The sequence below is a fragment of the Archangium sp. genome (assembly GCF_036388035.1).
In the GTDB taxonomy this organism is placed as follows: domain Bacteria; phylum Myxococcota; class Myxococcia; order Myxococcales; family Myxococcaceae; genus Archangium.
This window is the reverse complement of sequence record NZ_DASVSO010000296.1, coordinates 1-11,821: the sequence shown is the minus strand read 5'-3', so window position 1 is coordinate 11,821 and position 11,821 is coordinate 1. Positions and strand designations below refer to the sequence as shown.

At 70.3% G+C, this 11,821-nt stretch carries 11 protein-coding genes; 4 read left to right on the top strand and 7 right to left on the bottom strand.

The window, feature by feature from the left end; translation table 11 throughout:
• The 3 genes from VF697_RS12405 to VF697_RS12395 form a co-directional block, all read left to right on the top strand.
• Positions 1–2,457: ATP-binding protein (locus VF697_RS12405; protein WP_414641276.1), on the top strand; the 2,457-nt coding region annotated here is incomplete at its 5' end.
• Positions 2,458–2,551: 94 nt separating this feature from the next.
• The gene (locus VF697_RS12400) at positions 2,552–3,748 is read left to right on the top strand and encodes an oxygenase MpaB family protein (protein ID WP_331094562.1); all 1,197 of its coding nucleotides are present in this window, start codon (positions 2,552–2,554) and stop codon (positions 3,746–3,748) included.
• 2 nt (positions 3,749–3,750) lie between these two features.
• Positions 3,751–4,491, top strand: coding sequence for a hypothetical protein (locus VF697_RS12395; protein ID WP_331094560.1), 741 nt, complete (start codon positions 3,751–3,753; stop codon positions 4,489–4,491).
• Positions 4,492–4,510: 19 nt separating this feature from the next.
• Here VF697_RS12395 and VF697_RS12390 read toward each other — a convergent pair whose 3' ends face one another.
• From VF697_RS12390 to VF697_RS12375, 4 genes are all read right to left on the bottom strand, one after another.
• Positions 4,511–5,005, bottom strand: a complete 495-nt coding sequence (locus VF697_RS12390; RefSeq protein WP_331094559.1) for a GNAT family N-acetyltransferase — start codon at positions 5,003–5,005, stop codon at positions 4,511–4,513.
• A 5-nt stretch (positions 5,006–5,010) separates the two neighbouring features.
• A complete protein-coding gene (locus VF697_RS12385; RefSeq protein WP_331094557.1) occupies positions 5,011–6,357 on the bottom strand; it encodes a hybrid sensor histidine kinase/response regulator in 1,347 nt (448 codons plus the stop codon).
• The gene (locus VF697_RS12380; RefSeq protein WP_331094553.1) at positions 6,354–8,261 is read right to left on the bottom strand and encodes an ATP-binding protein; all 1,908 of its coding nucleotides are present in this window, start codon (positions 8,259–8,261) and stop codon (positions 6,354–6,356) included. The genes VF697_RS12385 and VF697_RS12380 overlap by 4 nt, the downstream gene beginning before the upstream one ends.
• A 176-nt stretch (positions 8,262–8,437) precedes the next feature.
• Positions 8,438–9,007: a DUF2378 family protein gene (locus VF697_RS12375; protein WP_331094551.1), complete on the bottom strand. Its 570-nt coding sequence runs from the start codon at positions 9,005–9,007 to the stop codon at positions 8,438–8,440.
• Positions 9,008–9,287: 280 nt separating this feature from the next.
• On the opposite strand from VF697_RS12375, the gene VF697_RS12370 reads away from it, so the two are divergent.
• On the top strand, positions 9,288–9,611 hold the full coding sequence (locus VF697_RS12370; RefSeq protein ID WP_331094549.1) for a UBP-type zinc finger domain-containing protein: 324 nt from the start codon (positions 9,288–9,290) through the stop codon (positions 9,609–9,611).
• A gap of 11 nt (positions 9,612–9,622) precedes the next feature.
• Here VF697_RS12370 and VF697_RS12365 read toward each other — a convergent pair whose 3' ends face one another.
• The 3 genes from VF697_RS12365 to VF697_RS12355 form a co-directional block, all read right to left on the bottom strand.
• Positions 9,623–9,988, bottom strand: coding sequence for a Rieske (2Fe-2S) protein (locus VF697_RS12365; protein ID WP_331094547.1), 366 nt, complete (start codon positions 9,986–9,988; stop codon positions 9,623–9,625).
• Positions 9,985–10,998, bottom strand: a complete 1,014-nt coding sequence (locus VF697_RS12360) for a fumarylacetoacetate hydrolase family protein (RefSeq protein ID WP_331094544.1) — start codon at positions 10,996–10,998, stop codon at positions 9,985–9,987. The genes VF697_RS12365 and VF697_RS12360 overlap by 4 nt, the downstream gene beginning before the upstream one ends.
• Positions 10,995–11,821: homogentisate 1,2-dioxygenase domain-containing protein (locus tag VF697_RS12355; RefSeq protein ID WP_331094542.1), on the bottom strand; the 827-nt coding region annotated here is incomplete at its 5' end. The genes VF697_RS12355 and VF697_RS12360, both read right to left, overlap by 4 nt.

Sequence of the window (11,821 nt, the reverse complement as noted above, 5' to 3'; positions counted from 1 at the left end):
CTGCTCAACGGGGTGCTGCCGGTGGAGCTGCCCGAGAGCGAGGTGGTGCGGCAGATGTCCGGCCCCCTGCGCGGAGCCAATACGCGCGAGCTGCTGGTGCAGCTGCTCGACGAGTCCACCCGGGAGCGCCCGCGCGTGGTGGTGCTGGACGACGCGCACTGGATGGACTCCTCCTCGTGGGAGCTGGTGCAGGCGGTGCAGCGGCGGGTGAAGCGGCTGCTGCTGGTGCTCTCCACGCGGCCCCCGGGCGAGGCCGCCACCGCCGAGTACCGCCAGCTGCGCGACGCCCCCGGCACGGTGCACCTGTCGCTGGAGCGCATGCCGTACGAGGACGTGATGGCGCTGGTGCGCCAGCGGCTCGGGGTGCGCACCCTGCCCTCGCAGGTGGCCAACCTCATCCGCGACCGGGCCGAGGGCCACCCCTTCTTCAGCGAGGAGCTGGCGTGCGCCCTGCGCGACGCCGGCCACCTCTTCATCGAGGGCGGCGAGTGCCGGCTGGTGGAGCCCTCGCTGAAGCGGATGGCGTTGGACCTGCCCGGCACCATCCAGGGCCTGCTCACCAGCCGCATCGATCGCCTCACGCCCCAGCAGCAGCTCACCCTCAAGGTGGCCAGCGTGCTCGGCCGCACCTTCTCCTTCGAGCTGCTGCGGGCCGTGCACCCGGTGGAGGAGGATCGGGCCACGCTGCCCGAGCAGCTCGCCGAGCTGGAGCGGCGCGGCCTGGTGCAGCGGGAGGACGGCCCGTCCGGCCCGGTGTATGCCTTCAAGCACGTGCTGGTGCAGGAGGCGGCCTACCACCTGATGTCCTTCTCCCAGCGCCGGGAGCTGCACCGGGCGGTGGCCCTGCTCCACGAGCGCGAGCAGGAGGAGCACGGCGAGCAGCTCCAGCCCCTGCTGGCGCACCACTGGCGGCTGGCCGAGGAGCCCCAGCGGGCGCTGGACCACCTGGAGCAGGCCGCGGAGGCCGCCTTCTCGCGCGGAGCCCACGCGGAGACCGTCGCCTTCCTTCTCCAGGCCCAGGAGGCCGCCACGAGCGGCACCGAGCAGGTGGACGCCCTGCGCCGGGCCCGGTGGAACGCGCGGCTCGGCCACGCGTACTTCATCCTCGGGGACACCGAGCGCAGCCTCACCCACTGCGACAGCGCGCTGCGCCTGCTCGGACGCAGGCGGCCCACGAGCCGGTGGGGCTGGGGCGTCCGGCTGGGCTGGGAGCTGGTGCGGCACGTGTCGCGCATGACGCTGGGACGCTGGCTGCCAGCGCCGGGGACGCCCCAGGAGCGGGAGCGCTTCACCCTCACCTCCAGCATCTTCAGCACCCTGTCCGAGCACTCCTTCTTCGCGGACCGGCTGCTGGAGCACCTCACCTCCAACTTCGTCGCCGTCAACCTCGCGGAGGCGACGCGCGACTACACCTCGGCCGCCCTCGCCTACAACGCGCTGGGCTACATGGCGGGCCTGGGGCGGATGCACGGGCTGGCGCGGCGCTACTTCCACCGCGTCAGCACCGCGCCCGACGCGCGCCCGGCCCACTCCCACGTCGTCCAGGGCGCCTACCACGTCACCTTCGGGCGCTGGGAAGAGGGCCTGGCCCTGGTGGAGCAGGGCATCTCGGCGGCCAGCCACATCAACGACCGGGCCACCATGTGCGTCGGCCTGGAGGTGCTGGGCATGGGGCTGGAGATGGCACGCGAGCCGGGCGCCGCGCAGTACGTGCGCGAGTCCATGCTGCGGGTGGCCAACGAGGCCTCCAACATCATCCACGCCATGTGGGCCCTCACGGAGATGGCGCCCACGCTGCTGCAACTGGGGCGGCTGGACGAGGCGGTGGCGCGGCTGCGCGAGGCGGAGGCGGTGGTGGCGTGGGCGGACCCGCTCGCCGTGCTGCGCTACCACTGCAACGCCGCGCTCGTCTCCTGGCGCACGGGCGAGCGGGCGAAGGTGCGGGCCCACGCGCGCGAGGCGCTGGGCATGCTGCGCCGTCGTCCGCTGGTGGTGTGGTCGGACCTCACCTCCATTACCGCGCTGGTGGAGGCGTGCCTGGCGCTCTGGGAGGACGCGCGCGACAGCGGAGCGGACGCCCAGGAGCCCCGGGCCCTGGCCGCCGAGTCCCTCCGGGTGCTGCGCAAGGTGAGCCGGCTCTACCCCGTCGCCCTCAGCCGCGGCGCCCGCCTCGAGGGCACCTGGGCCTGGCTCGAGGGCCGCCCCGAGCGCGCCCGGACGCTGTGGCAGCGCGCGCTCGGCCACGCGAGCGACCTGCGCATGCCCACCGACGAGGCCCTCGCCCACTTCGAGCTGGCCCGCCGCACCCCGGACGCCGCCCTCCGCGCCACCCACCTCGCCCATGCCCGCCGCATCTTCGAGCGTCTGGGGGCGACAGGCTCGTTGCAGGCACTCGACGTGTTGGAGCGTCCGCCGGGCCTCCCACCTGAGAAGGCACTCAAAGTGCTTGGCGTGTGAAGCGATTCACAGCCCGCCGGAATGCTTTGAGTACAATCCATATTCCGCGGACTCGAAAGACACGCGGAGCCACTCCACGGGGGGAGACCACACCATGCCGCCGAGCCTCTGGACTCAGGACTTCATGGACGACATGCGGACGAAGATGGATCCGCTCGCCGATGCCGTCATCGAGAGACTGTTCACTGAACATCAAGTGGACGGGGTCAACCGGCTGATGAGGACGCTGGTCGAGAACGACGACCTGCCCTCGGAGAAGCTGCCGCCCTACGTGGTGGAGTACCTCCTCCAGACGCAGGCGGACGTGCCGCGGCTGGACGCCGGGAAGCTGCGCCAGGGCCAGGAGCTCTTCGAGCTGTTCGGCCCCGAGGTGATGCTCATCCTCGGCTTCTACTCGCTGCCGGCCTCCTACGCGGCGCGCAAGGGCGTGCAGGTGCTCCACCGCACCGGCTTCCTGCAGAAGCGCTTCATCCGCCGCGTCTTCGAGACGGCGCAGATGGTGGTGGACGTGATGAGCGAGGGCGGCATGGAGCCCGACGGTCGGGGCGTGCGCACCACGCAGAAGGTGCGGCTGATGCACGCGGCCATCCGCTACCTCATCCGCCATGATCCGAACAAGCCGTGGGACGCGCGGGAGCTGGGCGAGCCCATCAACCAGGAGGACCTGGCCGGCACGCTGATGACCTTCGGCTTCGTGGTGCTCGAGGGCATGCGGGCGCTGCGCATCGACCTGACCCCCGCGCAGCAGGAGGCGTGGCTCTACGTGTGGCAGGCGGTGGGGCGCATCATCGGCGTGGACGAGCGGCTCATTCCGTCCAACATGGCCGAGGCCCGCGAGCTCACCTTCCTCATCCGCAAGCGGCAGGTGGCGTACTCGAAGGAGGGGGTGGCCATGACGGCGGCCCTCATCGAGGGCTTCCAGCAGCTCACGCCGGGCCTCCTGGATGGGCTGCCGGCGAGCATGGTCCACTTCTTCCTGGACCAGGACCAGTGGCAGGGCATCAACGTGGCGAACCTGCTGGAGGTGCCGCGGCCGGACTGGACGGTCATCATCCCCCACGCCATCAGGGGCCTGAGCGAGGTGGTGGACTGGGTGGGTGACAACACCTTCGTCGCCGCGAAGCTGCTGCGCTACGTCAGCAAGGACATCGTCGAGGGGATGCTGTTGGTGCAGCGCGGCGGTCAGCGCACGCCCTTCTTCATCCCGGACCACCTGCAGGACCTGTGGCGCCTCAAACCCGGTACGCGCTCGGCGGACCGCCAGCTCGCTTCCAACCAGAAGGTGGCCTGACCATGCATCCGACCTTTTCCTTCGAGCACGTTCACGGCGGACCGTTCGACCCGTTCGCCTGGTTCAACATCATCGGGGAGCTGGGCTGCGTCTTCTGGATCCTGGCCTACATCCTCATCATCCGGCAGAGCTTCAAGGACAAGTCCTACGGCCTGCCGCTGGTGGCCATCTCCATGAACCTGGCCTGGGAGTTCCTGGCCTCGTGGGTCATCCCCAATCCGGTGCCGCTCTGGCTCTTCTTCGATCGGGTGTGGTTCTTCGTGGACCTGGTCATCGTCTACCAGCTGGTGCGCTACGGCCGGGAGCTGCAGACCATTCCGGAGATCCAGCGCCACTTCTACCCGATCATCGCCGGCACGGTGATGCTCTCCATCTCCGGCCTGTATGCCTTCTACGTGCAGTACCACGACATGCTGGGGCTGATGGGCGCGTTCATGGTGAACCTCGTCATGAGCGTCACCTTCATCTTCTTCGCCTTCTCGCGCCGGCATCAGGGCGGGCGCGGGCTGTCAGTGCCCGCCGCGTGGTGCAAGATGCTCGGCACGCTGGGCACCTCCATCGAGTGCCACTACGTGATTGGCATGACGCAGGAGTGGCTGGGCGGGCTGAACTTCCTCACCTTCCTGTGCCTCTCCATCTTCCTGTTCGACTGCCTCTACATCTACGTGGTGACGAAGGCGGTGAAGGCGACGGCGCGGGAGCCCCAGCAGGCACAGGAGCCCCGCCTGGCGGTGGCCGTCTGAGCGCGGCTCACGCCACCCGCTACTCCTCCTCGGAGCCCTCCACCTCGCGCGTCATCTCCACCATGGTGGCGCGCCAGCCCAGCCGCTCGAAGAGTCGCCGCGCCGCCTCGTTGCGCGTCGCGGTCTTCAGGATGACGCGGGGCACGCCCCGGGCCTCGAGCTGCCGCACCATCTCCTCGGCGAGCAGCCCGCCCACGCCGGTGGCTCGCACCGACTCGTCCACCCAGATGTCGTGCAGCTCGCCGTGCGCGTCGAGCAGCGCGTTCCAGTCGCGTCCCTCCACGGTGGCGTACACGTAGCCCACCACCGCGCCCTCCCGCTCGGCCACCAGCACCACCGCGCCCTCGCGCTTCAGCTCCCGCGCCAGCCACCAGCGGTAGCCGGACTCCAGGTCCTCCTCGGGCGCCATGAAACGCGCCGGGTCATAGGAGTGGTGCAGGCGGACGAGCGCCGCGCCCATGCGTCCCAGCGCGGGCGCGTCCTCGGGTCTGGCGGGCCGGATGGAGAGGCTCATACGCCCTAGGAGAAGGAGGAGGCCGGAGCCGCCGCCTCGGTCGAGCGCGGCAGCTTCACCCGGAAGGTGGCGCCCTGGCCCGGCGTGCTCTCCACCTCGATGGTGCCCCCGAACCCGGACACGATGCCGTAGACGATGGACAGGCCCAACCCCGTGCCCGTCCCCGGCGGCTTGGTGGTGAAGAAGGGGTCGAAGATGCGCGTGATGTGCTCGGGCGCGATGCCGGTGCCGTTGTCCTTCACCTCCACCACCACCCACCCGTCATCCCGCTGGCGCCCGGTGAGCGTCACCCGCGGCTCCGGGTTGCCCTGGAGCGCGTACCCGCAGTTGTTCAGCATGCCGATGAAGACCTGCTCCAGGCCCGCCTCGGTGCCATGCACGGCGAGCGAGTCCGGCACATCCCGCACCACCTGCGTCTTGCCCAGGTTGTAGCTGGCGGCCGACAGCGCGTGGTCCAGCACGTCCTTGAGCTCCACCCGCGTGGGCGGCTGCCCGTCCAGCCGCGAGAAGGTCCGGAAGTCGTTGACGATGCGCAGGATGCGGTCCGCGCCAATCAGCGCGTCCGAGCACACCTCGCGCATCTCCGGCGCGTCCAGCTCCCGCTTGCCGGCGATCTGCTCGTCCAGCTCCGAGCGCAGGAAGCCCACGCTGGCCATGATGACGCTCAGCGGGTTGTTGATTTCATGGGCCAGGCCCGCCGTCAGCCGCCCGAGCGCCTCCAGCCGCTGGGCCTGCACCAGCCGCAGCTCCAGCTTCGCCCGGTCCTCCATCTCCTGGCGCAGCCGCCCGTTGGCCACCGCCAGCTCGCGCGTCCACTCCTCCACCTCGCGCTTGAGGTCCGCCATGCGCCGGTGGCTCTGCCGCAGCAGGTCCCACTTCTCGGTGAGCGCGTGCGCCAGCTGGCGCACCTCGATGTTGTCGAAGGGCTTGCGCAGGATGAGCAGCCGCTGGCTGAGCCCCAGCCGCTGCGTCATCTCCTCCCAGGAGTAGTCGGAGTAGGCCGAGCAGAGCACCACCTGCAGATCCTCGTCCTCCTTCCACAGCCGGCGCACCGTCTCCACGCCATCCAGCCCCGGAGGCATGCGGATGTCCACGAAGGCCAGGGCGTAGGGCCGCCCCTCGGCCACCGCGGCCTTCACCCGCACAATCCCCTCCTCGCCCTGGAAGGCCGAGTCCACCTCGAAGCCCGGGTCCACGGGCGTCGTCGCCGGGCCCCCGAAGAGCGCGGCCTCCATGGCATCCAGCGTGGTGCTGGCCGGGGGGGCGCACAGAATCTTGCGGAAATCCTGGTGGATGGCCTGGTTGTCATCCACCACCAGGATGCGGCGGTTGGCTGCGATGGGGCCGCTCATGCCCTGCTCTCCTCGCCCGCGACGGGCAGATCAATCGTAAACGTAGCACCCTGGCCACGGCCTTCGCTCGTGCAGGAGAGGAATGCGTCCATCTCCGCCGCCGCCAGTGCACTGATGTGCAAACCGAACCCGTGTCCGTCCTTCTTCGTCGTGAAGCCCTGGGTGAACAGGCGCGGCGCATCCTCCGGCGCGATGCCCACCCCGTTGTCCGCCACGGTGATGCGCAGCCGCTGGGTGACGGTCCGCTCCACCCGGATGGTGAGAAGCTTGTCCGGCCGCCCGCTCTCCAGCAGCGCGTGGCACGCGTTGCTCAGCAGGTTGAGGAGGATCTGCAGCAGCTTGTGCCGATCCAACCGCACCAGGGGCACCTCGGTGTACTCGCGCCGCACCTGGATGCCCAGGCGCTCGAAGGACTCGGAGTGCAGCCGCAGCGCATCGTCGAGCAGCGGCGTCACCTCCAGCCGCTCCACCATCCCCGAGAAGCGCGCGTGCGCCTGCTGCATGCTCACCACGGACTTGATGTGCTCCACGCTCTTCTGCAGCGTGTGCACCTCCTCCAACAGCTCGTCGCGCTCGGTGGTCAGCTGCCCCGAGAGCGCCTGGAGGTAGGATGGGAGCGTCTTGCCCCGCGCATCCCCCGCGAGGAAGGTGGTGAGGTCCGCGGCGTGCTCGGCCAGCAGGCTCGTGGCCTTGCGCAGCCCCTGCACCCGCGACTGCTGGAGCCGCTCGGCCAGGAGGTTGACCGACACGTTGACGCTGTTGAGCGCGTTGCCCACGTTGTGCAGCACCCCCGTGGCCATCTCCGCCATGCCCGCCTGGCGCGACACATCCAGCAGGCTGCGGTGCATCTCGCCCAACCGCTCCTCGGCCTGCTTGCGGTCGGTGATGTCCCGCCCGAAGACGGTCATCCCCACCACCCGGCCATCCGGGTCACACACCGGGTTGACGGAGATGTCCAGCACCCGGGGCCGCTTGAGCTTGGAGGGCGAGGCCTCGAAGCGCACCCGCCGGCCGGCGAGCACCTGCCGGGCGCACTCGTCCCAGCGCCGCTTCAGGGACTCGGGAGCCCCCTCCGGGAAGAGCGGCTGCCCGGCCTGCACGTGTGACCCGATGATCTCGAGGAAGGCCTCCTTGAGCGCCGCGTTGGCCGCGATGAGCCGCCCCTCGGCATCCAACGAGCAGACGATGTCCTCGGTGTTCTCCAGCAGGCTCGTCAGCTTGCGCTCGCTCTCGCGCAGCGTGCGCAGCGCCCGCTCGAGCGCCGCGCTCGTCTGATCCCTCGAGGCGAGCAGCAGCCAGCTCATCGCCCAGGCCCCCATCATGACGATGGCGGTGAAGACGCAGCGCAGGAACTCGCCCGCGGGCGAGGCGTGGTACAGCGGCAGCACCAAGCCCACGCACAGGCTGACCGACAGGACGAAGGGCAGACTGGCCTTCGCGCCCAGCAGGTAGACGGAGGCCAGGGGAATCAGCATGCACACGGGGTGCAGGGCCACGTTCACGTCCTGCGTGCGCACCGCGGAGGCCAGCAGCCCCGCCGCGAGGATGGTGCACAGCAGCACCGCCGGGCCCCGCGAGGAGCTCGCCCCGCGCAGGACTCCCAGCGAGCCCACGAAGCCCGTCGCGCACACCGCGGTGATGAGCGCCAGCGGCCAGCGCGACGGCATCCCCACCACGTAGAACAGGAACAGCACGCACACCAGCAGCAGGATGAGGTTGATGCCCACCAGCATCCGGCAGCGGTTGAGCTCCTCGGCGGCCGACTGCCGCAGGGGCTCGGAGATGAACGCGTCCAGACGCGCCACCGCCCAGGACGACAGGCCCACGTGCGACGCACCCGGCCCCGGAGACTCCCGCCTCCCGGCTCCTGGTGCTTCGGCGACACTGGTGGACGTACTCGACATGCGGAGGGCGCTCTCCCCGGGTGGGCCCCTACCGCGCGAGTATGCCTGAAACCCGGCGGGCACCGCAGATCGCGAGAGCCCCGTGTGGGGCCCGCTCGCCGAGTCTCCAGGCACCCAGAGCGGGTAAACTTCACCTCACCCCGAAAAGCGCCGCATGCCCCCGCATGCCGCGCGTGCTACTCCTCCCACTCCACGTGAATCACGGCGCCGCGGCCCTCGCACGCCACCACCCGCGTCTGGATGTCCCGAGCCCCCGCCAGGGTGAGGCATGCCTCGATCACCCCCTGGTAGTAGGAGGGCTGGTCCATCACCTCGTTGAGCCACACCTCGCAGGAGGTGGGAGACAGCTCGGTGAGGCGCGACTCCACGTAGTTGTCCGCGCTGCGCAGGGTGTTGTTGAAGCGGCGCAGCGAGCGCAGCGGCCCGAGCAGCCGGGCCACCCCCACCATGGCGCGGCCCATCAGCGTGTGGACCATGCCGTTGACCACCTCCCGCCCCAGGTTGCGCCAACCCTCGGCGCGCGGCAGCGCCGGGTAGAGGTCCACCACGGTGAGCTCCAGCGCGCGCCGCCACGTCTCATGGGTGTAGGCGGGCAGCAGCGGCTTGGAGAGGTCCAACCCCACCTCGCGCAGGGCCTGCCAGGCGGGCGCCGACAGCCGGTTGCGCAGCGAGAAGCGGAAGAGCCCTTCGATCGTGTGCTCGAACACCAATCGCCGCTGGGGTGCGGGCGACCGCTCCACCCTCATGCTCTGAACTTCTCCGAGCCCCTGCATGCTCCACTCTCCCGTGACAGACACACGGAAAAAGTAGGAATGCACGCTTCTGATCCCCAGTGCGGGGCCGATCAGCGGGGCAACCCGGTGCTGCCAGGTGAACGGTTTTCCAGGCGCTCGGGGCAGCTGCCTGTTCAGTGGAGGACGCGGTGCTGATCCAGAAACGAGCCCGGCTGGTCGCGTGCTGCCCGGGCTGCTCCCACCCACGCCCCCTGGCGAGTACCTACCGTGAAGATGGAAAGGAGCCGCCATCATGGACACCTCTGGATGCACCCACCTGGACGCCCTGCGCGACGTCCGCCCGAGCAGCACGGCGGGGTGCGAGGACTGCCTGCGCTTCGGAGGGAAGTGGGTACACCTGCGCCTGTGCCTGGAGTGCGGGCATGTGGGCTGCTGTGACTCATCCCCCAACCACCACGCGACGAAGCACTTCCATGCCACGAAGCACCCCGTCATCCGCTCGTTCGAGCCGGGAGAGGACTGGGGGTGGTGCTACGTGGACGAGGTGATGATCGAAGGGGAGGAGCTGCGTCCGGCCGTCCCTCATCCCCACGCGGCCCAGCCTCCACCGGCCTGAGCCGGCGCCGCTCAGGCCGTCTTCACCAGGCCTCGCTCGACCGTCACGGGCCAGGGCGTCAGCCGCTGTCCGGTGCACGGGCCGCCCACACACAGGCCGTCGCTCGGACGGAACAGCGCCCCATGCCAGGAGCAGGAGATGAGCGAGCCATCGGGCGTCAGGTAGCGGTCGAGCTGCTGGGCGAGCGGCAGCCCCTGATGCGGGCAGCGATCCACGTACCCGTGGACCGCCTCGCCCACGCGCACCAGGAAGCCGTGGAAGAAGGCCTCGTCGATCTGCAGCACGACGTTGCGCGCCCCGGGAGAGGCGAGCGCGTCGAGCGTGCAGAGCGTCACCCCCGGTGGCGTCGAGTAGACGCGCACGCGCCCTTCAGTCACCGACGGGGCTCCGCGACGACCTGCTCGATGGCGCCGAAGAGGGAGCGGCCCGCCTCATCGAGCATCTCGATGCGCACCCGGTCCCCCCGGCGGAGGAAGGGCGTCTTCGGCGAGCCGGACATGAGGGTCTCCACGGTGCGGATCTCCGCGATGCAGGAGTAGCCGAGCCCGCCGTCGCGGATGGGCCTGCCCGGGCCGCCGTCGGGGCCGAGGTTGGACACCGTGCCCGAGCCGATGATGGAGCCCGCGCACAGGTCGCGCGTCTTCGCGGCGTGCGCGATGAGCGTGCCGAAGTCGAAGGTCATGTCCACCCCCGCGTTCGCCTGCCCGAAGGGCTGTCCATTCAGCGCCACGCGCAGGGGCAGGTGCAGCTTGCCCTCGCGCCACGCGCTCCCGAGTGCGTCCGGCGTCACCGCCACCGGAGAGAAGGCGGAGGCGGGCTTGGACTGGAAGAAGCCGAAGCCCTTCGCGAGCTCGCCGGGGATGAGGTTGCGCAGCGACACGTCATTGACCAGCACCACGAGCCGGACGGCCGCCAGCGCCTCCTCGCGCGTGGCACCCTGGCGCACGTCTCCGGTGATGACCGCGACCTCGCCCTCGAGATCGCACCCCCAGGCCTCGTCCGCGAGGGGGATGGGCTCGTGCGGCGCGAGGAAGGTGTCGGAGCCGCCCTGGTACATGAGCGGGTCGGTCCAGAAGCTCTCGGGCATCTCGGCCTTGCGGGCCTTGCGCACCAGCGCGACGTGGTTGACGTACGCCGAGCCGTCCGCCCACTGGTAGGCACGCGGCAGCGGGGAGGCACACTCCGCCTCGACGAAGGGCTGACGCGGAGCCTGGCCCCGGTGGAGCGCCTCGGACAACTCCCGCAGGCGCGGGCCACAGCGGTCCCACTCGTCGAGCGCACGCTGCAGCGTCGGCGCGATGGCCGTGGCGTCCGTGTACCCGGTCAAATCGTCCGACACGACGACCAGCCGGCCATCCCGTCCCGACTTCAGCGAGGCGAGCTTCACCGCTTCACTTCCGTCTTGGGCAGCCGGGCCTTCGGGAAGTCCGACCAGCAGGCGTCGTAGTCGCGCTGCAGGGCGGGCGTCTCCATCGCGAAGCGCGTGGGGGCGATCACCCAGCGGGTCTCGAACATGAAGGCGAGCGTGTTGGTGATTTTGTGCGGCGCGAGCTCGACGGCCACCGCGCGCTCGTAGCTCTCGCGGTCGGGGCCGTGGCCATTCATGCAGTTGTGCAGCGACGCGCCGCCGGGCGAGAAGCCCCCGGCCTTCGCGTCATACGCGCCGTGCACCAGGCCCATGAACTCGCTCATGATGTTGCGGTGGAACCAGGGCGGGCGGAAGGTGTTCTCGGCCACCATCCACCGCGGCGGGAAGATGACGAAGTCGCAGTTGGCGACCCCGGCCGTGTCGCTCGGCGAGGTGAGGACCGTGAAGATCGACGGATCCGGGTGGTCGTAGCTCACCGTGCCGATCGTGTTGAAGCGCGCCAGGTCATACTTGTACGGCGCGAGGTTGCCGTGCCACGCCACGACGTCCAGCGGCGAGTGGCTCATCTCGGTGCTCCACAGGCGCCCCTGGAACTTCTGGATGACGCGCGTGGGCCGCTCGACGTCCTCGAACGCGGCCACGGGCGTGAGGAAGTCGCGCGGGTTGGCGAGCCCGTTGGCCCCAATGGGCCCCAGGTCGGGGAGCCGGAACAGGGAGCCGTAGTTCTCGCAGACGTACCCACCCGCCTCGCCGTCGAGCAGCTCGACGCGGAAGCGCACGCCGCGAGGCACGACGCCGATCTCTCCCGGCGCGAGTCCGAGCACCCCCAGCTCGGTCACGA

Coding starts and splice junctions, on each gene's coding strand:
- VF697_RS12370 (WP_331094549.1), top strand. CDS start 9,288: ATGGACACCTCTGGATGCACCCACCTGGACGCCCTGCGCGACGTCCGC.
- VF697_RS12380 (WP_331094553.1), bottom strand. CDS start 8,261: ATGTCGAGTACGTCCACCAGTGTCGCCGAAGCACCAGGAGCCGGGAGG.
- VF697_RS12395 (WP_331094560.1), top strand. CDS start 3,751: ATGCATCCGACCTTTTCCTTCGAGCACGTTCACGGCGGACCGTTCGAC.
- VF697_RS12385 (WP_331094557.1), bottom strand. CDS start 6,357: ATGAGCGGCCCCATCGCAGCCAACCGCCGCATCCTGGTGGTGGATGAC.
- VF697_RS12390 (WP_331094559.1), bottom strand. CDS start 5,005: ATGAGCCTCTCCATCCGGCCCGCCAGACCCGAGGACGCGCCCGCGCTG.
- VF697_RS12375 (WP_331094551.1), bottom strand. CDS start 9,007: ATGAGGGTGGAGCGGTCGCCCGCACCCCAGCGGCGATTGGTGTTCGAG.
- VF697_RS12400 (WP_331094562.1), top strand. CDS start 2,552: ATGCCGCCGAGCCTCTGGACTCAGGACTTCATGGACGACATGCGGACG.